17 protein-coding genes are annotated in these 22,341 nt (G+C 64.4%); 9 read left to right on the forward strand and 8 right to left on the reverse strand.

Annotated features, from left to right (window positions below):
* Positions 1–92: 92 nt before the first annotated feature.
* The 4 genes from dnaA (at position 93) to gyrB (ending at position 6,354) form a co-directional block, all read left to right on the forward strand.
* Positions 93–1,580, forward strand: a complete 1,488-nt coding sequence (gene dnaA, locus CSAL_RS00015) for a chromosomal replication initiator protein DnaA (RefSeq protein ID WP_011505312.1) — start codon at positions 93–95, stop codon at positions 1,578–1,580.
* A 49-nt stretch (positions 1,581–1,629) separates the two neighbouring features.
* A complete protein-coding gene (gene dnaN / locus CSAL_RS00020; protein WP_011505313.1) occupies positions 1,630–2,733 on the forward strand; it encodes a DNA polymerase III subunit beta in 1,104 nt (367 codons plus the stop codon).
* A 98-nt stretch (positions 2,734–2,831) separates the two neighbouring features.
* Positions 2,832–3,917: a DNA replication/repair protein RecF gene (gene recF, locus CSAL_RS00025; RefSeq protein WP_011505314.1), complete on the forward strand. Its 1,086-nt coding sequence runs from the start codon at positions 2,832–2,834 to the stop codon at positions 3,915–3,917.
* A 19-nt stretch (positions 3,918–3,936) separates the two neighbouring features.
* On the forward strand, positions 3,937–6,354 hold the full coding sequence (gyrB, locus tag CSAL_RS00030; protein WP_011505315.1) for a DNA topoisomerase (ATP-hydrolyzing) subunit B: 2,418 nt from the start codon (positions 3,937–3,939) through the stop codon (positions 6,352–6,354).
* A 127-nt stretch (positions 6,355–6,481) separates the two neighbouring features.
* Here the strand turns inward: gyrB and gmhB are convergent, their stop codons facing one another.
* From gmhB to glyQ, 3 genes are all read right to left on the reverse strand, one after another.
* Positions 6,482–7,039 carry a D-glycero-beta-D-manno-heptose 1,7-bisphosphate 7-phosphatase gene (gene gmhB, locus CSAL_RS00035; RefSeq protein ID WP_011505316.1) on the reverse strand — a complete coding sequence of 186 codons (558 nt, stop codon included), beginning with the start codon at positions 7,037–7,039 and terminating at the stop codon, positions 6,482–6,484.
* A 344-nt stretch (positions 7,040–7,383) separates the two neighbouring features.
* A complete protein-coding gene (gene glyS / locus CSAL_RS00040; RefSeq protein ID WP_011505317.1) occupies positions 7,384–9,450 on the reverse strand; it encodes a glycine--tRNA ligase subunit beta in 2,067 nt (688 codons plus the stop codon).
* Positions 9,451–9,452: 2 nt separating this feature from the next.
* Positions 9,453–10,424, reverse strand: a complete 972-nt coding sequence (gene glyQ, locus CSAL_RS00045; RefSeq protein WP_011505318.1) for a glycine--tRNA ligase subunit alpha — start codon at positions 10,422–10,424, stop codon at positions 9,453–9,455.
* Between the two features lie 127 nt (positions 10,425–10,551).
* Between glyQ and rfaD the strand changes: the two genes are divergently transcribed.
* Together rfaD and waaF are read left to right on the forward strand one after the other, a co-directional pair.
* The gene (gene rfaD / locus CSAL_RS00050; RefSeq protein WP_035414067.1) at positions 10,552–11,508 is read left to right on the forward strand and encodes an ADP-glyceromanno-heptose 6-epimerase; all 957 of its coding nucleotides are present in this window, start codon (positions 10,552–10,554) and stop codon (positions 11,506–11,508) included.
* Positions 11,501–12,550, forward strand: coding sequence for a lipopolysaccharide heptosyltransferase II (gene waaF, locus CSAL_RS00055; protein ID WP_011505320.1), 1,050 nt, complete (start codon positions 11,501–11,503; stop codon positions 12,548–12,550). Before rfaD ends, waaF begins: the two co-directional genes overlap by 8 nt.
* Here waaF and CSAL_RS00060 read toward each other — a convergent pair.
* The 3 genes from CSAL_RS00060 to CSAL_RS00070 all read right to left on the reverse strand — a co-directional run bounded on the left by CSAL_RS00060 (position 12,543) and on the right by CSAL_RS00070 (position 16,040).
* Positions 12,543–14,114 (reverse strand): sulfatase-like hydrolase/transferase, encoded by a 1,572-nt coding sequence (locus CSAL_RS00060; protein WP_043557801.1) that lies wholly within the window; start codon positions 14,112–14,114, stop codon positions 12,543–12,545. The genes waaF and CSAL_RS00060 overlap by 8 nt on opposite strands.
* Positions 14,115–14,217: 103 nt before the next feature.
* Positions 14,218–14,973: a glycosyltransferase family 2 protein gene (locus tag CSAL_RS00065; protein WP_011505322.1), complete on the reverse strand. Its 756-nt coding sequence runs from the start codon at positions 14,971–14,973 to the stop codon at positions 14,218–14,220.
* Positions 14,970–16,040 (reverse strand): glycosyltransferase family 9 protein, encoded by a 1,071-nt coding sequence (locus CSAL_RS00070; RefSeq protein ID WP_011505323.1) that lies wholly within the window; start codon positions 16,038–16,040, stop codon positions 14,970–14,972. The genes CSAL_RS00065 and CSAL_RS00070 overlap by 4 nt, the downstream gene beginning before the upstream one ends.
* A 60-nt stretch (positions 16,041–16,100) precedes the next feature.
* On the opposite strand from CSAL_RS00070, the gene CSAL_RS00075 reads away from it, so the two are divergent.
* The gene (locus tag CSAL_RS00075) at positions 16,101–17,240 is read left to right on the forward strand and encodes a glycosyltransferase family 4 protein (RefSeq protein ID WP_224113427.1); all 1,140 of its coding nucleotides are present in this window, start codon (positions 16,101–16,103) and stop codon (positions 17,238–17,240) included.
* Here CSAL_RS00075 and CSAL_RS00080 read toward each other — a convergent pair.
* Positions 17,225–19,072: a DUF3413 domain-containing protein gene (locus CSAL_RS00080; RefSeq protein WP_011505325.1), complete on the reverse strand. Its 1,848-nt coding sequence runs from the start codon at positions 19,070–19,072 to the stop codon at positions 17,225–17,227. The genes CSAL_RS00075 and CSAL_RS00080 overlap by 16 nt on opposite strands.
* Before the next feature lie 12 nt (positions 19,073–19,084).
* A complete protein-coding gene (locus CSAL_RS00085; protein ID WP_043557802.1) occupies positions 19,085–19,810 on the reverse strand; it encodes a 3-deoxy-D-manno-octulosonic acid kinase in 726 nt (241 codons plus the stop codon).
* Between CSAL_RS00085 and CSAL_RS00090 the strand changes: the two genes are divergently transcribed.
* Together CSAL_RS00090 and hldE are read left to right on the forward strand one after the other, a co-directional pair.
* Positions 19,809–20,921, forward strand: a complete 1,113-nt coding sequence (locus CSAL_RS00090) for a glycosyltransferase family 9 protein (protein WP_035414057.1) — start codon at positions 19,809–19,811, stop codon at positions 20,919–20,921. The two genes, CSAL_RS00085 and CSAL_RS00090, sit on opposite strands and share 2 nt — an antisense overlap.
* Positions 20,911–22,341 carry a bifunctional D-glycero-beta-D-manno-heptose-7-phosphate kinase/D-glycero-beta-D-manno-heptose 1-phosphate adenylyltransferase HldE gene (gene hldE, locus CSAL_RS00095; RefSeq protein ID WP_011505328.1) on the forward strand — a complete coding sequence of 477 codons (1,431 nt, stop codon included), beginning with the start codon at positions 20,911–20,913 and terminating at the stop codon, positions 22,339–22,341. The genes CSAL_RS00090 and hldE overlap by 11 nt, the downstream gene beginning before the upstream one ends.

Below are 22,341 nucleotides of genomic sequence, written 5' to 3' on the forward strand. Positions count from 1 at the left end.
TTCCACAGGAAAAGAGAGCGGGGATCCATGTGGATAACCTCGGTCTCGAACGCTACAATACTCGGCCATTCATCAACGCTAGGTGAGGTCGTGTGTCGGTCGCTCTCTGGCAGCAATGCCTCAACTTTCTTCAGGACGAACTGAGTTCACAGCAGTTCAACACCTGGATTCGCCCACTGCAGGCGGAAGACGGTGACGCCAACGAGCTGTGTCTTCTGGCGCCCAACCGCTTCGTGCGTGACTGGGTCAACGATAAATACCTGAAGCGCATCAACGAGCTGCTGCGGGACTTGGCATCCGGTAAGCCGCCCAAGGTGCAGCTGACGGTGGGGAGTCGCCGCAACGTGGCGATGTCGTCGCCGCGTGACCTGGGCGCGCCGGTGTCGGCGACGACGATGAATGCCTCGCGCCCGACCGAGGCGCCGGCGGTGCATGCCGCTCCGCGTGCCAAGGGGGACTACGCCGACGAGCAGGAAATCGATCGCCTTCGCGAACGCGAGGAAACGCCGCGGCGCGGTGGTGGCGAGCGCCAGGTCCAGGTGGAGGGGAGTCTCAAGCACCAGAGCGGTCTCAACCCCAATTTCACCTTCGAGACATTCGTCGAGGGCAAGTCCAACCAGCTTGCGCGTGCCGCGTCGCGGCAGGTCGCCGAGAACCCCGGTGGTGCCTACAATCCCTTGTTCCTGTACGGTGGGGTCGGTTTGGGGAAGACGCACCTGATGCATGCCGTCGGCAACCATCTGGCGGGGCAGCGCGAGAACGCCAAGGTCGTCTACCTGCATTCGGAGCGTTTCGTCGCCGACATGGTCAAGGCGCTACAGCTCAACGCCATCAACGACTTCAAGCGTTTCTATCGCAGCGTGGATGCCCTGCTGATCGATGACATTCAGTTCTTCGCCGGCAAGGAGCGTTCGCAGGAAGAATTCTTCCACACGTTCAATGCGCTGCTCGAGGGCGGCCAGCAGATGATCCTGACCTCGGACCGTTATCCCAAGGAAATCAGCGGGGTGGAGGAACGTCTCAAGTCGCGCTTCGGCTGGGGACTGACGGTCGCCATCGAGCCGCCGGAGCTGGAAACGCGCGTGGCGATCCTGATGAAGAAGGCCGACCAGGCCAAGGTCGATCTCCCGCACGATGCTGCCTTCTTCATTGCCCAGAAGATTCGTTCCAACGTGCGCGAATTGGAAGGGGCGCTGAAGAAGGTGATTGCCGACTCGCATTTCATGGGCAAGCCGATCACCCAGGATTTCATTCGCGAGTCGCTCAAGGACCTGCTGGCTCTGCAGGACAAGCAGGTCGGCGTCGACAACATCCAGCGCACGGTGGCGGAGTATTATAAGATCAAGCTGGCCGATCTTCTCTCCAAGCGTCGTTCGCGCTCGGTCGCGCGGCCGCGTCAGGTGGCCATGGCGCTGGCCAAGGAATTGACCAATCACAGCTTGCCCGAGATCGGTGATGCCTTCGGTGGGCGCGACCACACCACGGTGCTGCATGCCTGTCGCAAGGTGCAGACACTCAAGGAAGAAAGCGCGGATATCCGCGAGGACTACAAGAACCTGCTGCGGCTGCTGACCAGTTGAGCATGGCGGCCCGAATATTCCCTTGGACCCCAGGACGAGAGTGGAGCCCATGAGATTTACCATCACCCGCGAAGCCCTATTGCGCCCGCTATCGCTGGTCGCTGGCGTCGTCGAGCGTCGTCAGACCCTGCCGGTGCTGTCCAACGTGCTGCTCCAGGTGCAGGATTCGCAGCTGGCATTGACCGGTACGGATCTCGAGGTCGAGTTGATCGGCCGCACCACGCCGCATCACGTCGATGAACCGGGCTCTGCCACGGTACCGGCGCGCAAGCTGATGGACATTTGCAAGTCGCTGCCCGAGCAGACCGACATCACCTTCACGCTCGAGGAAGGACGGGCGATCCTGCGTGCCGGGCGTTCGCGTTTCACCTTGTCCACGCTGCCCGTGGCGGAGTTCCCGAATATCGAGGGAAGTCAAAGCGATACCACGCTGACACTGGCGCGTGGCACGCTCAAGCATCTGATCGATGCGACGTCCTTCGCCATGGCGCAGCAGGATGTCCGCTACTACCTGAACGGCATGCTGCTCGAGTTCGGCCACCATCTGGTGCGTACGGTCGCCACCGACGGCCACCGCCTGGCGGTCTGCGCGCGCAGCGCGGACGTCGAGGTCGAGCCGTCGCAAAAGCTGATCGTGCCTCGCAAGGGGATTCTCGAGCTGGCGCGCCTGCTGGACGGCAGCGACGAGCCGGTGGAACTCACCATCGGCGGTACGCACCTGCGCGCCCAGACCGGTGATTTCACCTTCACCTCGAAGCTGGTCGACGGCAAGTTCCCGGATTACGATCGCGTCATTCCGCGTGGGGGCGACAAGGTCGTCATCGCCGAGCGTGGCGAGCTGCGCCAGGTGCTGTCGCGCACCGCGATTCTCTCCAACGAGAAATATCGCGGAGTGCGACTCAACCTCGAGGAGAACAACCTGCGGGTGACGGCGAACAACCCCGAGCAGGAGGAGGCCGAGGAGAACGTGGCCATCGAGTACGATGGGGGCGCGCTGGAAGTCGGTTTCAACGTGGGGTACCTCGTCGATGTGCTCGGCGTGCTGGACGCCGATCGTGTGCAGATGACGCTTTCCGATCCCAACAGCAGTGCACTGCTGGAGGAACCGGGCGGCGGCGATGCCATGTACGTGGTCATGCCGATGCGCCTCTGATCGCCTTGTCCGCCCCTTCACGCGGCTCCGTCCCGGGCGCCTCGTCGGCTCCCTCGCCGATGTCACGCCGGGACGGCGCGCTCTCTTGATGTCCTCGTATGCCCCTCGAACGCCTTAATTTCCTGGGCCTGCGCAATCTGGCGGCGCTCGACATGCGCCCCGGGCCGGGGATCAATCTGATCACCGGGGCCAACGGCAGCGGCAAGACCAGCTTGCTGGAAGGCATGCATGTGCTGGGAATGGCACGTTCCTTTCGAACCCAGAAGCTCAAGCATGCGATCGCGCATGATGCCGATGCCGTCACCCTGCATGGACGCGTCGCCGGCGATCCACCGGTCGCGCTGGGCGTACGCCGTGCACGCGATGCCTCCGAGCTCGAGATTCGCCTCGACGGCGAGCGCGGCGTTCGTGTGGCGCGTCTTGCCGAGGCGCTGCCGCTGCAGCTGATCAATCCTGATGCCTTTCGTCTGCTGGAAGGCTCGCCGGCGGCGCGGCGAGAGTTTCTCGATTGGGGCGTGTTTCACGTGAAACACGAGTTTTTCGAGGCATGGCGGCGAGTGCGACGTGCGCTGAAACATCGGAATGCCCTGCTCAGGCATGATAGAATCGATGCACGTTCGATGCGCGTATGGGAGCAGGAACTCGCGCATTGGAGCGAGCTTCTGGACGCCCTGCGCAGCGAGTACATGGCGCAATTCGCCAAGGCATTCGAAGATACATTGCATGAGTTGCTGCCGCTTTCCGGCTTGTCGCTTCGCTACTATCGCGGTTGGGACAAGCAGCGTGGTCTGCTGGAGGTGCTCGAAGGCGGTCGGGACACCGACCGACAGATGGGGTTCACCCAGCAAGGGCCGCAACGCGCCGATTTGCGCTTGCGCATCGGCAAGCGTGCTGCCGTGGAGGAGTTGTCTCGCGGTCAGCAAAAGCTGGTGGTGAGTGCACTGAAATTGGCCCAGGGGCGCTTGCTCGATGAACTGACGGGGCGCACCTGCGTTTATCTGATCGATGACCTGCCCGCCGAGCTGGACGTTACGCATCGGCGGATTTTCTGTCATTGGCTGGAGCGCTTGCGCTGTCAAGTCTTTATTACCAGCGTCGAGCGCGAGGCGCTCGCGAATGCATGGCAGTCGGAAACGGATGTCGCGATGTTTCACGTGGAACACGGGCGACTGCTCACGGAATGACTTCACGACGGAGTAGGCAATGAGCGAACAAGCTTACGACTCATCGAGCATCAAGGTCCTCAAGGGACTGGATGCGGTACGCAAGCGCCCCGGCATGTACATCGGCGATACCGATGACGGCACGGGCCTGCATCACATGGTCTTCGAACTGGTGGACAACTCCATCGACGAAGCGCTCGCGGGGCATTGCAGCGAAATTCGCGTGGTGATCCATCCCGATGAGTCCATCACCGTCAGTGACAACGGGCGCGGTATCCCCACCGATATTCACTCGGAAGAGGGCGTTTCGGCAGCAGAGGTCATCATGACGGTGCTGCACGCCGGCGGCAAGTTCGACGACAACTCCTACAAGGTCTCCGGTGGGCTGCACGGGGTCGGCGTCTCCGTCGTCAACGCGCTCTCCGAGGAGCTCAAGCTGACCGTCTGGCGGGCCGGACAGGTCTACGAGCAGATCTACCATCACGGCGTTCCCGATTCACCGTTGGACGTGGTGGGCAAGACCGAGAAGAGTGGCACGCAGGTCAACTTCAAGCCCTCGACCGAGACGTTCGCCAACATCGAGTTTCACTACGACATCCTGGCCAAGCGTCTGCGCGAGCTGTCGTTCCTCAATTCCGGTGTGGCGATCCGCTTGATCGACGAGCGTTCCGGCGCCGAGGAGCTGTTCCACTACGAGGGCGGCCTGCGGGCGTTCGTCGATCACCTCAACACCAACAAGACGGCGTTGAACCAGATCTTCCACTTCGAGACCCAGCGTGACGACGGGATTGCCGTCGAGGTCGCGATGCAGTGGAACGACACGTTCTCCGAGAACATCTTCTGCTACACCAACAACATTCCCCAGCACGATGGCGGCACCCACCTGGCCGGCTTCCGGGCTGCGCTGACGCGGACGCTCAATCACTACATCGAAAGCGAAGGTTTGTTGAAGAAGGCGAAGGTGAACACCTCCGGCGATGATGCGCGCGAAGGTCTGACGGCCATCGTCTCGGTGAAGGTGCCGGACCCGAAGTTTTCTTCGCAGACCAAGGACAAGCTGGTCTCCTCCGAGGTCAAGACGGCGGTCGAGCAGGAGATGGGGCGCCAGTTCTCGGACTACCTCGTCGAGCGGCCCAACGAAGCCAAGGCCATCGTCAACAAGATGCTCGATGCGGCGCGGGCACGCGAAGCGGCACGCAAGGCACGCGACATGACGCGTCGCAAGGGGGCTCTGGATATCGCCGGGTTGCCCGGCAAGCTGGCCGACTGCCAGGAAAAGGATCCCAGCCTTTCCGAACTCTATCTGGTCGAGGGCGACTCGGCAGGCGGCAGTGCCAAGCAGGGCCGCGACCGTCGTACCCAGGCGATCCTGCCGCTCAAGGGCAAGATCCTGAACGTCGAGAAGGCGCGCTTCGACAAGATGCTTTCCTCGGCGGAGGTCGGCACGCTGATCACGGCGCTTGGCTGCGGGATCGGGCGCGAGGAGTTCAATCCCGACAAGCTGCGCTATCATTCGATCATCATCATGACCGACGCCGACGTCGACGGCTCGCACATCCGCACGCTGCTGCTGACGTTCTTCTTCCGTCAGATGCCCGAGCTGATCGAGCGGGGACATGTCTTCATCGCCCAGCCGCCGCTTTACAAGATCAAGCGTGGCAAGCAGGAGACGTACCTCAAGGACGAACAGGCGCTGACCGACTATCTGACGACCACGGCTCTGGATGGCGCTCGCCTTTACGTGAACGCCAACGCGCCGGGCATCGCCGGTGAGCAGCTGGAAAACCTGGTCAGCCAGTATCGCGATGTCATGCGGCGCATCGACCGGCTCTCGCGCGTCTATCCCAACCTGGTGCTGCGCAAGATCGTGCATACCGCCAAGCTTGAGAATGAAAGCCTCAAGGACCGCGTGACCATGCAGAACTGGATCGACCATCTGCAGGCGGAGATGGACAGCATCATCGCCTACGAGGGTGGCCCGCGTTACACCTTCCAGTTGCAGGAAGACACCGAACGAGGCTTGTTCCTGCCCAGCGTAGCCTTGACCGCACATGGCGTGACCACCGATTACGTCTGGGGCGTCGACTTCTTCCGCAGTGCCGATTATCACGCCATGACGGCACTCGGCGAGACGCTGGATGGCTTGCTCGAGGAAAGTGCCTATGTCGCGCGTGGCGAGCGTCAGCGCTCGGTGGGCACGTTCTACGAAGCCCTCGACTGGCTGATGAGTGAAGCCCAGCGTGGCCTGAGCGTACAGCGCTACAAGGGACTCGGCGAGATGAACCCCGAGCAGTTGTGGGAAACCACCATGGATCCCCAGTCTCGGCGGATGCTGCGTGTATCCATCGAGGATGCCGTGGCGTCTGACATGATGTTCAATACCCTGATGGGCGATGAAGTCGAACCGCGTCGTGACTTCATCGAACGCAATGCCCTGGTCGCCAATCTGGATATCTGATGTTTCACGTGAAACATCGTCGCTAGGCTGAGTCCAGTGCGGCGAGTAACAGCGGTATGAGAAGAGGCCGGCAACGTCACGTTGCCGGCCTTTTTTGTATCAGGTGAGGGCAGATCCCCAGGTCGACTCAAGCGTCGTCGGGGATCAGCCAGCGCGAGAAAGATGCCAGGTCGTCGAAAATGCGCACGTTCTCCAGGCCTTGGCCCTTTTGCTCCGTGCGGACGCCCTTGCCCGTGCGAACCAGTGCCGCATGACATCCTGCTGCCTGTCCCGCCTGCAGATCGCGGAGGCTATCGCCGACCATCCAGCTGCCTTCCAGCGTGGACAGGCCCAAGGCTTGGTGAACCTGCTGCAATAGCCCAGGCAAGGGCTTGCGGCAATCGCAGCGGTCATCGGGACCGTGCGGGCAATACGCGATATGCGCGATTTCGCCGCCGGCACGAGATACCTGATGCCGAAGTTCTTCGTGCATGGCATCGAGGGTGGCCGTGTCGAAGTAACCTCGGGCGATGCCCGATTGATTGGTGGCGATCGCCACGGTCCAGCCGTGTTGCGTGAGATACGCGATGGCCTCGATCGCCTGAGGATAGGCAATCCACTCCTCGAGGGATTTGATGTAGGCATCGCTGTCTTGGTTGATGACGCCGTCACGGTCGAGAATCACGAGCTTGGGAGGTAAGGGCACGGGCGCTCCGGTTGCAGCCAGTCGGGTAGAGCAGTGTAGGGCCGTGTTTCACGTGAAACAATTCTGAGCGCATCAGGCCAGCGACCAGCGGGCAGCGGAAAGAGGGAAGAGGGAAGGGAGACTGCCACGGCGTCATATCGCTTCTGGTCACTATGTAACGTCATGTTTCACGTGAAACATTCTGGCGGGCGTGGACATGCCGTAACGACACTTTGCGAGCTAAGCCGGGGCGGCGACAAAGTTGGAAGAGACGACGGGCAGGCAGGTTCGGTGGTGTGCGGCGTTTCACGTGAAACAAAAAAGGGTGGCCAGAGGCCACCCTTTCTCGTTCGTCGCCCGTGCGATCACTGCTGCAATTGGGCGATATCGGCGACCTCGAGGAACAGCGACTGCAAGCTGGCCAGCAGCGCGAGACGATTGCGGCGCACCGCCTCGTCCTCGGCCATGACCATCACGTCTTCGAAGAAGGCATCGACGGGGCCGCGAAGCTGAGCCAGTACATCCAGCGCTTCGGCATAGCGAGCGGCGTCGAGCAGCGGGCGAACCGACTGATGGCATTGTTCCAGCGCCGTGCTCAACGTCGTCTCGGCCTCGGCCTGTAGCAGGCCGGTATCCACCGAGGTGGAGCCGTCATGCTGCTGCTTGGACAGGATGTTGGACACCCGCTTGTTGGCCGCCGCCAGTGCCACGGCTTCCTCGCGCTGGCTGAAGGCATGCACGGCGCGGATCCGGCGTGCAAAGTCGAGCGGCCGCGTGACCGGGCGGGCGCGTACGGCCAGGTACACTTCGACGGCAATGCCTTCGTCCTGGGTCCAGGCACGGAAACGGTCGAGCATGTAGTCGAGGACGTCATCGACCAGTCCCTCGGCCTTCGGCAGGTCGCCATGCTGGGCTGCGGCCAGTTCGAGAAGCTCGCGAAGATCGAGGTCGAGCTCGGCCTTGACCAGGATGTTGAGCACCCCGATGGCGGCACGCCGTAGCGCGAAAGGATCCTTGGTGCCACTGGGGCGCTGACCGATCCCGAAGATGCCCGTCAGTGTGTCGAGCCGGTCGGCAAGCGCTAGGGCGAGCCCGGCGGGCGTGGCCGGTACGTCATCGCTGGCGAAGCGTGGCAAGTACTGCTCGTGCAGCGCCTGGGCCACTTCCTCGGGTTCGCCGTCCTGGCGCGCATAGTAGGTCCCCATGATGCCCTGGAGCTCGGGAAACTCCAGCACCATCTCGGTGACCAGGTCGCACTTGGCGAGCTGGGCGGCGCGCGAGGCATGGTCGGCATCGCCACCGATCCGGGAGGCGATGAAGGAGCTTATGGCCTCGATGCGCTGCGCCTTGTCGGCCAGCGTGCCCAGCGACTGCTGGAATACCACGCTCTCGAGGGCGCTGCGCCGTGACGCCAGCGACTGCTTGCGGTCGGTGTCGTAGAAGAAGGCGGCGTCGGCCAGACGTGGACGAATGACCTTCTCGTTGCCTTCGATGACCTGCTGAGGGTCGCGGCTTTCGATATTGGAGACGGTGATGAACAGCGGCTTGAGGGTGCCCTGTGCATCGAGCAGGTGGAAGTACTTCTGATTGGCCTTCATCGACGAGATCAGGCATTCGGCAGGCACGTCGAGGAAGCGCTCGTCGAAGCTGCCGGTCAGGGCGACGGGCCATTCGACCAGTCCGCTGACTTCGTCGAGCAGGTCCTCGTCGATGACCGCCGTGGCCTCGTTGACTTCCGCCTCGGCGAGTACCTGTTCGCGGATGCGCTCGCGTCGACGTTGCATGTCGGCCAGCACGTAAGCGTTTTCCAGTGCGTCCAGGTAGTCGTCGGCGTGGGCCAGGTCAATGGCGTCGGGTGCATGGAAGCGGTGCCCGCGGGTGGTGCGTCCGGCCTCCAGGCCGAGCACCGTTGCCGGCACGACATCGGCGCCGTAGAGCATGACCAGCCAGTGTACCGGCCGCGAGAACTCGGTGCGCGAGGCGCCCCAGCGCATGTTCTTGGGCACCGGCAGCGCCTGGACCGCGCGCTCGACGATGGCCGGCAGCAGGGCCGTGGTGGCCTCGCCGCTTTCCTGATAGCGATAACCCAGCCAGGTTCCCTTGTCGGTCTCCAGGTGGATCAGGTCATCGACCGTGACACCGCAGGAGCGCGCAAAGCCCTCGGCGGCCTTGGTTGGCTGGCCATCCTTGAAAGCGGCAGCCAGGGCGGGGCCGCGGCGTTCGATGTCGCGGTCGGGCTGCTTGTCGTCGAGACCTTCGACCCTGACGGCCAGACGGCGCGGCGTGGCGTAGGCATGGGCACTCGCGAACGCCACGTCGGCGTCGGCGAGGCCCTTGGCGATGCCATCGCGCAATGCCAGCGCGAGGGGTTCGATGGCGCTCGGTGGCAGTTCTTCGGCGCCCAATTCGACCAGTAGGGGGGTGGATGCCATGCTTACGCGTCTCCCTCGTTGCTTTCCTGGCTCGGCAGTTCCTGATTCAGCAATTCCTGACGTAGGGTCTCCGAGGCCATGGGGAACCCGGCTGCCTTGCGCGATTCGAAGTAGGCGTGGGCGACGTCACGGGCCATGGTCCGCACACGCAGGATGTAACGTTGACGCTCGGTCACCGAAATGGCGTGCCGGGCGTCGAGCAGATTGAACGTGTGCGACGCCTTCAGCACTTGCTCATAGGCCGGCAGCGGCAGGCCGGCATCGAGCAGCTTCCGGCATTCGCCCTCGCAGTGATCGAAGGCACCGAACAGATAATCGACGTCGGCGTGCTCGAAATTGTAGGCCGACTGTTCGCGCTCGTTCTGCAGATAGACATCGCCATAGCTGACCGACGAACCATCGGGGGCGTAGGTCCACACCAGGTCGTAGACGCTATCGACGTCCTGCAGGTACATGGCGATACGTTCCAGGCCATACGTCAGCTCGCCGGTGACCGGGTAGCATTCGATGCCCCCGGCCTGCTGGAAGTAGGTGAACTGCGTCACCTCCATGCCGTTGAGCCAGACTTCCCAGCCTAGCCCCCAAGCCCCTAGGGTGGGAGACTCCCAGTTGTCCTCGACGAAGCGAATGTCATGGACCTGCGGGTCGATGCCGAGACGCTCGAGCGATCCCAGATAAAGCGCCTGAAGCGCCTGCGGGGAGGGCTTCATCACCACCTGGAACTGGTAATAGTGTTGCAGGCGATTGGGGTTCTCGCCGTAGCGACCGTCGGTGGGGCGGCGCGATGGCTGCACGTAGGCGGCGTTCCAGGTTTCGGGGCCGATGGAGCGCAGGAAAGTCGCGGGATGAAAAGTGCCGGCTCCGACTTCCATGTCCAGGGGTTGCAGGATCACGCAGCCCTGTTCGGCCCAGTACTGCTGCAGGGCGAGGATCAGGCCCTGGAAGGTTTTCACGTCTGGCGTCGACTGTGTCATTGGTGAAGTACCGTTGGCCCATGAATTCACGAACCGCCAAGTATACAATTAGCGGTTAATCGGTTATAGGCACCGTGACGAAATGCACGCTTCCCGCGTGGGTGCACGACTTGAAGGAATCGACGACATGATCGTAGTGACGGGCGGTGCCGGGTTCATCGGCGCCAATCTAGTGAAGGCTTTGAACGCACGCGGCCGCGAGGATGTCCTCGTGGTCGACGACCTTTCCGACGGCACCAAGTTCGTCAATCTCGCCGACTGCACGCTGGGGGATTATCTCGACAAGGATGATTTCCTGGCGCGCGTGAAGGCCGAACTGCGCGGCGAACCCAGCGAGCTGCCGCCGATCGAGGCGATTTTCCACGAAGGCGCCTGTTCGGATACCACCGAGTGGGACGGCAAGTTCATGCTCGAGAACAACTTCGAGTATTCCAAGGTGCTGCTGCATTTCTGCCAGTACAAGCGTATCCCCTTCCTGTATGCCTCGTCGGCGGCCACCTATGGCGGCAGCGAGGTGTTCGTGGAAGCGCCGGAGCACGAGAAGCCGCTCAACGTCTACGGCTACTCCAAGCTGCTGTTCGACCAGTACGTGCGCGTCCACTGGGAGTCGTTCGACGCTCAGGTGGTGGGCTTTCGCTATTTCAATGTCTATGGTCCCCGCGAGCAGCACAAGGGCAAGATGGCCAGCGTCGCCTATCATCACCACAGTCAGGTGAAGCGGGGCGAGAATCCCAAGCTGTTCGGTGCCTGGGACGGCTATGAAGCCGGCATGCAAAGCCGCGACTTCGTCTATGTCGGCGATGTCGTCGACGTCAACCTGTGGTGCCTCGATCACCCCGAGGTCTCGGGTATCTTCAACCTGGGGACCGGCCGCGCCGAGCCGTTCAAGGCCATCGCCGAGACGGTGATCGATTACTATGCGACCGGCAAGATCGACTACATCGACTTTCCCGAGGAGCTGAAAGGGCGCTATCAGAGCTATACCCGGGCGGATATCTCGCGGCTGCGCGAGGCGGGGTACAAGGCGGAATTCAAGACGGTTCGCGAAGGCGTCAGCGCCTACCTGGATTGGCTGAATGGCTGACGATACCGCCACCTCCCCGCGCCTGCTCGTCGTCGGCCCCTCGTGGGTCGGCGACATGGTCATGGCCCAGAGTCTGTTCATGACGCTCAAGGCGCATCACCCCGAGGCCTATATCGGGGTGATGGCGCCGGGCTGGTCGCTGCCGATCCTGGCGCGCATGCCCGAGGTCGACGAGACCATCGCGCTGGACGTCAAGCACGGCGAGTTTGGCTGGGCCACGCGCCGTGCGGTGGCGGGCAAGCTGAAGGGGCGCTTCGATCGGGCGATCGTGCTGCCGCGGTCCTGGAAATCGGCCCTGGTACCTTTCCTGGCGCGGATACCCGAGCGCGTGGGCTTCCATGGCGAGCAGCGCTATTGGCTTCTCAACGCCCGCCGTCAGCTCGACAAGCGCGTACTGGATCAAACGGTGAAGCGCTTCGTGTCGCTGGGGTTGCCCGAGGAGCAGGCCCTTACGGGAGACTTCGCCATTCCCGCGCCTCGGCTCGACGTGAACGGCGACGAACAGCAGCGCTTGCGCGACTCCCTGGGGCTTTCGTCAGGGCCCGCGATCGGCATGATGCCGGGGGCCGAGTTTGGCCCGGCCAAGCAATGGCCGTTGGCGCATTTTCGCACCCTGGCGGAGCGTCTGGTGGCCGAGGGGTACGAGGTGCGGGTGATGGGCGGCCCCAAGGACGCCGACGCCGGCGAGACGATCAGCCAGGCGTTGCCCGGGGTCCACAATCTCTGTGGTCGCACGCAGCTGACCGAGGTCGTCGACCTGCTCGCCGACTGCCAGCAGGTGGTCACCAACGATTCCGGGCTGATGCACGTGGCGGCGGCCGTGGGCACCAGGGTTCAGGCCGTCTACGGATCGTCCTCGCCGAGTTATACGCCGCCGCTGACCGAGAACGCCGAGATCCACGACCTCTACCTGTCCTGCTCGCCGTGCTTCGCCCGCGAATGCCCCCTGGGGCACACCAACTGTCTGCGCCACCTCGAGCCGGCGCGACTGCTGGCCTCGATCCGCGCCGCCGGGTCCGCGTCACCGCGCTCGCTCAGTTGACGCCCTTCCACATGTAAGACTGCAGGGCGTCTTCCTCTTGCATGTGGTCGTTGATGGTTTCGAGCCCGTATTCTTCGATCAGCGTGGGGCGTTCGGCGAACAACGAGTGCCCCAGGCCGGCGGCGCGCGTCTCCAGCGTGAAACCCATGGCCTCGAGCACGGTGGGATAGACATCGACCATCGAGCCCTGGCGCTGGATGCGCTTGCCGGCGGGCACGCCCTGGCCGAGCATCATGAAGGTGTTTTCGCGCTGGGCGGTGACCAGTTGCGGCCACTCGGAATTCTTCATGCTCAGATGATCGCTGGATATCACCACCAGCGTGTTGTCGAGCAGCCCCTCGCGGTCGAGCCGTTCCAGGAAGCGGCGCACCAGCCAGCCGGTGCATTTCACCGAATACAGAATGTCCACCCCATCGAACTCTCCCTGATTTTCCAGGCACGATTGCGACGGATTGCCGAATGGCGGATGCGCGGCCAGGGTCAGGGCGAACAGTGCGTAGGGCTGGCGCGACGCGTCGCCGGCGAGTTCGCGGATGCGCTGCGTGGCCATGTCGAGCAGCGTGTCGTCGTAGAGTCCCCAGTCGTTGAGATAATCGGGCGGGGTGACGTCGTCCTCGAGCTCGTCGCGTCCCAGGACGGTATCGAAGCCGTGTCCTTCGTAGAAGACCTTCTTGCCCGCGAAACGCGTGCTGGCACCACCCATGTAGGTGAGGTCATACCCTTGGGCGTTGAGCATGTCGCCGAGACACCGGGTATGCGGCAGCACGGCATCCAGCGGTTCGAACTGGTTGTCGTGCATCAGGCCGGCGGGAATCAAGGGCACGCCGCACTGCGTGGCGACCATGCCGGCCGTGGTCCAGCCGGTGTTGTCGAGTTGCTTGATGCCCTCGAAGACCGTGCCGCGCCGGCCCAGAGCCGCCAGATCCTCATAGGCATTGCCGAACGTCTCGCGGTCGGCGTACGTGCGCTCGGTGCTTTCCAGGTAGAGGTAGATGAGGTTGGGGCGCGTCTGCGGCGTGGTGGCGATGCGCGGGGGCTGATAGTGCTGGCGCAGCCAGTCGCCCTGGGTGATCGCCGAGGCACCACGCTGCGACAGACCGAACAGCAGCGGGTTGAAGGCCAGCAGGAAGATCGCCCCGACTCGTTCCCAGAGCCGCCACCGATGGTCGGCACGCACCAGCCAGGTGAAGGCCACGAGCATCAGGATACAGCACAGCGTGAAGGCGAATGCCGCGAAGACGCGCCGCTCGCCACCGTGTTCGGTCATTCCGGCCTGCAAGTGGAAGATCACCGCGCCCAGGTCCAGCTTGCCGAAGCTGTCGTCCAGATAGAGGTAGACCCACCACAGGATCAAGGGCACCAGTGACCACGGCCAGACGCGGCGCAGGCTCGCGCGTTGCCGGGGATGGCCCCAGCGGAAGCGCCAGGCGATGGCCACCCACAGTGCGGCGACCGGGATCATGAACCAGTGACTGAGAACGGCCAGCGTGGAAAAGGTGTACCCCAGGCAAAGCCCGATGTAAGTAAGCGCTGACCATCTTTTCGATGCGGTGGATATCTTCATTGCAGGAGTCGTCCCTGATCACGAAAGCATGAGTCATGATGACAAGTGTATGACAACGCCGAGGGCGATGAGTGGCACCTTCCTGGGCCACATGGCATGGCGTTTACGCGTCGCGTTCCAGTTCGTACAGCTCATTGAGCTTGGCGTATTTCATGTAGGCATGAAACGCCGTGGTCATGGCGACCGTCATGCCGTCCATGCCCTGGAAGAGCCCGCCCTTGAAGACCAGCTTGCGCAGCATCGCATTCGTCGCATGCAGTATCGGGCTCAGCCGCGAGGGGCGCTTGCCGCGTTCCTTCATGGCCCAGGCGTCGCGACTGGACAAGGTGTCGATGCGCCGGATCCAGTGCGACATGTCCTCGTAGGTGAAATGGCGCAGATGGGCCGAGGTCGCCTCCACACGGGGTGCCTGTACCGAGGAATGCGCCTTCTTGGGCAAATAACCTGACGTGGTGCGGTTATACAGGCGGACCACGGGGTCGGGATAGAAACCGGCCGCACGAATCCAGTGACGCGCCACGTAATTCTTGCGCCGGAAACTGTAGGCGGTGCGCGGGTCGTCGAGTGCCAGGGACTCGATCAGTGCCACGGCATCGTCGTCGAGGCGTTCGTCGGCGTCTAGGGCCAGGATCCAGTCATGCTTGGCGAACGGCACGCCGTGGGCCTTTTGCGGCCCGTCGCCGAGATAGGCCTGCGAGATCACCGTGGCGCCCTCGGCCTCGGCGATGGCCACGGTGTCGTCGGTACTCAACGAATCGACGACGATGACCTCGTCGCAGACGCGGCGCAGCGAGCGCACGCAATCGGCGATGTTGGCTTGTTCGTTCAGGGTGATGACGATTCCGGTCAGCGGTTTCATGGCGTTTCCTCGGTGGCCGCGCGGGACGGCCAGGCATCGGCGATATGGCGCGCCACCGCGCCGATGTCGATGCGTGACATGTCGGTGGCGGAGGCGTCGTCGGCCGGGGGACTGAAGGCCAGGCGACGTTCCTCGGCGTTGCAGGTTTGCCAGCGCAATGGCGTCGCCGAGCGCTTGGCCGGGTAGAAGCCGATCGTGGGACGGTTCAGGGCGCCGGCGATGTGCAAGGGGCCGGTCGAGCCGGCAATGAACGCATCGGCGGCGGCCAGGGTCAGGGCGAAATCGGTGAGGCTGGCCCTCGGCGGCATGAGCCATGCCTCGATGCCGTGAGCCTCGAGGGTGTCGACCAGTCCCTGGGCCGTGGCTTCCTCGTTGGGGCCGTGAGTGATGACCCACTTCGGCGGCGACGCCAGCAATCCGTTCAACGAGACGACCAGATCGATGTATTGCGCCACACTGAGGTTGACCGCCGATCCGCCGCTGCCGGGGTGCAGGAACCACCAGGGGGCAGAGGAAGCGATCCCCAGCTCCTCGCGCAGACGTTGGCGCTGGGTATCGCGCGCCTGTGCCGGAAGCGGCCAGTAGGGGGGCGCCGTCGCGGGGATGTCCTGGCCGAGCGCTCGCAGCAGCGCATGCGCGAGCTCCTGGTTATAGACGTACTCGGGTTTTTGCGATCGCGATCTACGCTGCTTAATGCGAAAGTTGTAAAATACCTGTGCCCACTTGGTGGCAGGCGCCATGCGCAGGGAAATGCCGGCGCGCCACCCCAGCCAGCCGATGCGCGGCGTGGAGAACAGCGTCAACAGGGCGTCGAAGCCTCCCGCGCGCAGCGCGGCACGCAAGGCCTTGCGCTGGTCCCGGGGCGCACCGTCGCCGGGGTCGAGAATCACCTCGTCGACCCACGGGCACGCATGCGCCAGGGGCGCCGTATAGGTGGGCACCAGCACGGCAACATGGTTGTCGGGATGAGCACTCTTCAGGCAGGCCAGGGCCGGCCAGGCGAGCATGAAGTCGCCGAGCTTGTCGTTGCGTACCACGAGGATGCGCTGTGGGCGCGGCTGGGTCATCGAGTCTCCTGTGCCCGGTGGCGTCGACGCGTGAGTCGACCATTGTCCGAGGAGCTTGCCTTGCAGCACAAGGTCTTGCACATCTGTTTATCCCGCGGCTGGGGCGGGCTGGAAATGTACCCCGTGCGCATTATACCCGAGCTGGTGCGCCAGGGGTGGCGTGCCTACGTGCTGACGCTCGAAGGCACGCGCCTGGCCCAGGCGCTGGCCGACAGCAAAGCGGTCGAGGTGCGCAGTGTGCGCTCACCCTCGCGAGCATTGTGGCAATTGCCGGCACTGGTGCGCTGGTTGCGCCGGCGCGGCATCGGGGTCGTGCACTGCCACAAGTCGAGCGATCTGCGCCTGGGCGCGCTGCTCAAATGCCTGTGCCCCGAATTGCGCCTGATCTTCACCGATCACATGGGGGTGACGCGTCCCAAGCACGACCCTTACCACCGCTGGGTGTATCGCCGCGTCAACCGCGTACTGTCGATCAGCGAGGCGACGCTGGCGCGCAACCGTAAGGCCTTTCCGCTGCCGGCGTCACGTATCACGCCGCTTTATCTGGGAGTCGACACGGCACGGTTCACGCCGCGTCTCGAGGCAGCCGAACGCCAGACGCTGCGCGATGATCTGGGCATTCCGCGCGAGGCGGTGGCGATCGCCTTGCCGGGGCGTCTGACGCCGGGCAAGGGACAGCAGGTCCTGCTGGATGCCTTCATGCGGCTGGTCGACGCAGGCGACCGTCAGTCACACCTGGTGCTGATCGGCGGGCTGGAAGCGGGCGAGGGCGGCAACTCCACCTTCATCGCCTCCCTGCGTCAGCAGGTCACCGAGCGAGGCCTGCAGGACCGTGTCACCTTCACGGGCTTTCGGCGCGACCTGGCGCGGCTGTTCGAAGTGCTCGACATCGTCTGCGTGCCGTCACGCAACGAAGCCTTCGGCCTGACGGTGATCGAGGCGATGGCAGCGGGCAAGGCCGTGGTGGGGTCCGACAGCGGCGCGATCCCCGAGCTCATCGGAGCCGGCTGCGGACGCCTGGTCGACCCGCAGGACCCGGCGGCCTGGGCCGCGACACTCCGCGAGCTGCGCGATGCCCCGGCGCTGCGTGAGCAACTGGGAACGGCCGCGCGTCGGCTGGCCAACGCGCGCTTCACGCTGGCCAAGCACGTCACCGGGCTGCGGGCGGTTTACGAAGACATCGATCAGCCCTGGCGATAGAAGCGGCGGAACCACTGCATCGCGTCGAACACCGCCGGCGAGAATTCGGCGCCTTCGATCGGATCGAGCTGGCGGTCGACGATCTCCCACTGACCGGTGCCATCGACCACCGTGATCCGGTTCGGCTCGATGATGCCGTAGTCGATGTAGCTGCTGGATTGCACCCAGGGATGGTCGATGCCGGGCTTCAGCAGGTCCTCGCCCATGGCATAGTCGGAGAGCGGGTTGCTGCACCCCAGGGCGTGGCGCATCAGCATGGGGGCCACGTCGAGGTGGCTGGTCATGCCCGTGACCTCGCCCGGCTCGACGCCGGGGCCGTTGACGAGCATCGGCACACGGGTCTGCGGCGAGGCGAAGTGGCCGTTGTGGCCCCAATAGTTCTTGTCGAAATCATCGAATGACTGGCCATGGTCGGATGTGACCACCAGCAGGGTCTCGTCCCATTCGCCCTTGGCTTTCAGGTCGTCGATGGTCTTGCCGAGCAGGACGTCGTCGTAATGCACGGCGTTGCGATGACGGTTGAAGTACGGCAGGGGATCGGTCTCGGGACCCAGCTCGAGATAGTCCATGTTCTGTACCGACGGCTGGAAGGGCTGGGCGGCGTCGGCCGGGACGTCATAGCCGTGGGGCGCATCGTAGAACAGCATGCCGAACCACGGGGTAGCGTCCTGCCGTTCCTGCCGGCCGAGCCAGTGCATCCAGTCCTCGGTCATCTGCCGGTCCCGGTCCGCGGGCGAGTCTCCCTGGGTGTCCATCCGCAGTGACTCGATCGACGAGAAGATCGTGCGGTCGAAGCCGACACTGCCGAGGCTGGCGGACGAGAAGATGCCCAGCGCGTAATCCTGCTTCTGCAACTGCGTCAGCAGCAGCGGGGGCGTCTGGGAGTCGTTCAGATAGGCGTAGTAGTTGCCGGTCAGGCCGTAGAACAGGCTCATGGTGCCGTTGCGGGTCGCGTTGCCGCCGCTGTAGTGATTCAGATAGCGCCGGCCGCTCTCGTTCAGTGCGGCATGCAGGTTGGGCGTGTTCTTCGGTCCGTATTCGTCGGCGCGCCAGGAGTCGATCAGCACCACCAGCACATTGGGCGGCTGCATGGCCTGACAGCTCAGCGGGTTCTTGGGCCAATCGAGATTCTGTGCCTGCCGGGCCTCGATATCGGCGTTCGCGGCCCGGGCGGCGCGGGGATCGAGCCAGCCGTGTTCCTCCATGAAGTCCTTGGCAGTGGTGGGAAACAGCAGCGGATAGACGCCGACCTGCTGGGTCACGCTGCGCATGTAGCGGGCGTCGGCGACGATATGCAGCGCGTGGCTGCCCAGCAGGGCCAGCAGCACCACGCCGCACGCCGAGCCGACCGGCAGGCGACGGCCTCGTCCCCCCGCGATCAGGCGCTGGGCGAGCCAGCCTTCCAGGGTCAGGGCCAGCAGCACGCAGCCGATCACCACCAGCCAGGTCGAGGTCGTGAAGCTGAAGATCTCGCCATTCTCGTCGTTCAAGAACAGCGAGACCATGAAGTAGTTCACATGGAAGCGGTACTGGGCATAGACCACGGTATCCAGCAACAGCGCACACAGGCCGAGCGCGCCCAGCAGCGCCGCCGGCAGCCATAGCCAGCGCGCCTTCAGCAGCAGGGCCAGTACGCCCAGTGGCAGCCAGCCGAGCAATGCCAGCATGCCGAAGTGGCCGATCCAGGTCAGGACCAGGTAAGCCACGCCCATGGGGTCGTCGGGCACGGCGAGATAAGGCGTGTAGCGCAGGGCCACCAGCCAGATGAGGGGCAACTGCAACAGCGCGAACGCCAGCGTGCCGCGCCAGCGTCGCCTCAGAGTATCTTGCATGCGGGGACCACCTTATCGTGAGTCGCGGGGAGCGTGTCGGTATCCATCGACAATCGCGGTGAAAGCGCGTCCCGCCGTCGTGGGAGAAAAGCGCGCCAGAGAGCGCTCGAGGCGTGCCAGGTTGGCTTCTTGCCAGCGGCCCGGCGCACGCAGCCGACAGCGGTCGAGATCGATCAGCCAGACGCGGTCGTCGGCATCGACGAGCAGGTTGCGGGCATTGAGGTCGACATGATCCAGCCCGACGTCGTGAAAGCGGCGGATGGTCTGGCCGACACGCGCCAGCAGGGGCGTGTCCGCCGTCGGCAGGCGCTCGGCCAGGGCCTGCACGCCTGGAATCACGCGGGTGATCAGTGCCGCTTCGTAGCTCAGGGCGTGGCGCCATACGGCGGCGGCGACCGGCGTGGGTACCGGCAGGCCACGCTGCTCGAGGGCGGCGGTCAGGCGCATTTCACGAAAGGCGCGCGTGCGCTCTAGCCCGGTCCAGACATAGCGGCGTTCGCTCACGCGGGCGATCGCGCCGCCGCGCCGATAGGGCCGCAGGGCCCAGCGCTCGTCGCCATGCGCGACGAAGAGGCTGGCCCCGCGTCCCGGGGCTTCGCCGATCACGGCGTCGCGCGAGCGCCAGAACGCGGGCGTGAACCAATCCGCGTCGATTTGTGGCCCTTGGCCGGCGTCACATAGAATGTCGGCATCATATAGAATGAATGCCTTTCCCGTTTGGAATGTTGCCAACCGCATGAAGCATCCTCTGCCCGTCCGTCCCGCGCATATCGGCGTGCTGCGACTCTCCGCGCTGGGCGATGTCTGCAACCTCGTCCCGACCATTCGCGTGTTGCAGCGCCTATGGCCCGATGCCCGCATTACCTGGATCATCGGCAAGGGGGAGCACAGTCTACTGGCCGGCCTCTCGGGGGTCGAGTTCATCGTCTACGACAAGGCCACGGGCCTGGCCGGCATGCGCGAGGTGTGGCGCCAGCTGGGCGACACGCGCTTCGATGTGCTGCTGCACATGCAACAGGCGCTGCGCGCGAGCGTGCTCTCGCTGGGGCTCAAGGCCGATCTGCGCATCGGCTATGACAAGGCGCGTGCCAAGGACTGGCAGCACTGGTTCACGCACCGCCAACTTACACCTCACCCCCGTGCGCACGTGCTCGACTCCTTCCTCGATTTCGCCCGTCTGCTGGGCGGTGCCGAGCGAGTCGATGCCGAGCCGCTGCGCTGGGACCTGGCGATTCCCGACACCGCCTACCAGGAAGCGGCACGCGTGACCGGCGACGCGCCGTATATCGTCATCAGCCCGTGCGCCAATCCACGCTTGCGCAATTTCCGCAACTGGTCCGCCGAAGGCTACGCCGCCGTGATCTCGCATGCCTGGCAAGAGCATGGCCTGCGCACGGTCATGACCGGAGGCGGCAGTACCCAGGAGCAGGAAATGGGCGCGCGCATTCGCGCCCTGTGCGCTGAGGAGGCGGTTATCGATGCCATCGGCGCGACCTCGCTCAAGGGCCTGCTGGCAATGCTCGACCGCGCGCGCATGGTGATCGCCCCGGATTCCGGCCCCGTGCACATGGCCAATGCGCTGCGCACCCCCACGTTGGGGCTTTACGCCACGACCAATCCCGAGCGCGCCGCGCCTTATTGCTGGCGCGACTTCGTGGTCGACCGTTACCCCGATGCCGTGCGTCGCTACCTGCACAAATCGCCGGAGGCCATCACCTGGGGGGCGCGCGTGCGCCACCCCGATGCCATGAGCCTGATCCACGCCGACGACGTCATCGCGCAGTTCGATGCCTTGCTGAACGCCGCGCCGTCCGCCTCGTCCCGCCCGGAGCCCGACCATGAAACTTGATCTGACCGTCCTCGAACAGGCCCGCTTGCTGGTAGTGGGCGATGTCATGCTCGACCGCTATTGGCATGGCGGCACCTCGCGCATCTCGCCGGAAGCGCCGGTACCGGTGGTCAAGGTCGGCGAATCGGAAGACCGTCCCGGCGGTGCCGCCAACGTGGCGCTCAACATCGCCGCGCTGGGCGCCCATGCGGCCCTGGCGGGCGTGGTCGGCGAGGATGAAAACGCCGACTTGCTGGCGGCACGTCTCGAAGCTTGCGATGTAAGTACTTACTTCTACCGTAGCCCCGAGATACCCACGATCACCAAGCTGCGCGTGATGAGCCGCAACCAGCAGTTGCTGCGTCTGGACTTCGAGGAATCGCTGTGGGAAATCGACACCCAGGGCCTGACCGAGCGCGTCGAAGCGGCGCTGCCCGAGGCCGACGTGGTCATCCTCTCCGATTACGGCAAGGGCAGCCTCAATCGTGTCGAGACGCTGATCGCCACCGCGCGTGGCGCCGGCAAGCGAGTGTTGGTCGATCCCAAGGGGCATGACTTCGCCAAGTATCGCGGCGCGAGCATCATCACGCCCAATCTCGGGGAATTCGAGGCGGTGGTGGGTCCGTGCCCCGACGATGCCACGCTGGCCGAGAAGGGCGAGCGCCTGCGTGCCGAGCTGGAGCTCGAGGCGCTGCTGGTCACGCGCAGCGAGAAGGGCATGACGCTGATTCGCGAGGGACACGCGCCGTTGCACCTGCCGACCCATGCCCGCGAGGTCTATGACGTGACCGGCGCCGGGGATACCGTCATCGGCGTGCTCGGCCTGGCACTGGCGGCGGGGCATGGCTACCCGGAGGCGATCATGCTGGCCAACCTGGCAGCGGGGCTGGTGGTGGCCAAGCCGGGCACCGCGACATTGTCCATCGCCGAGCTCTACACGGCACTGCATGGCGACAAGCTCGCCGAGTTCGGTCCCATCGAGGAAAGCGCGCTGATCGACGCGGTGCGCGCGGCCAAGTTGCGTGGCGAGCGGGTGGTGATGACCAATGGCTGCTTCGACATCCTGCATGCCGGCCACGTGGCGTACCTCGAGCAGGCCAAGCGCCTGGGAGATCGGCTGGTGGTGGCGGTCAACGACGATGCCTCCGTGGGGCGCCTCAAGGGGCCCAAGCGTCCGATCAACGCCCTCGAGCGCCGCATGCAGGTGCTGGCGGGCTTGAGTGCCGTCGACTGGGTGGTGCCTTTCGGCGAGGAAACCCCGGCGCGACTGATCGCCGAGGTGCTGCCCGATGTGCTGGTCAAGGGCGGCGACTATCGTCCCGAGGACATCGCCGGCGGCGAAGCGGTCATGGCCGCCGGGGGCGAGGTTCGCGTGCTGAACTTCGAGGACGGCGTCTCGACTACCGCCATGATCGACACCATTCTCGACCGGGAAGGCTAA

The organism is Chromohalobacter israelensis DSM 3043 (genome assembly GCF_000055785.1).
Classification (GTDB): domain Bacteria; phylum Pseudomonadota; class Gammaproteobacteria; order Pseudomonadales; family Halomonadaceae; genus Chromohalobacter; species Chromohalobacter israelensis.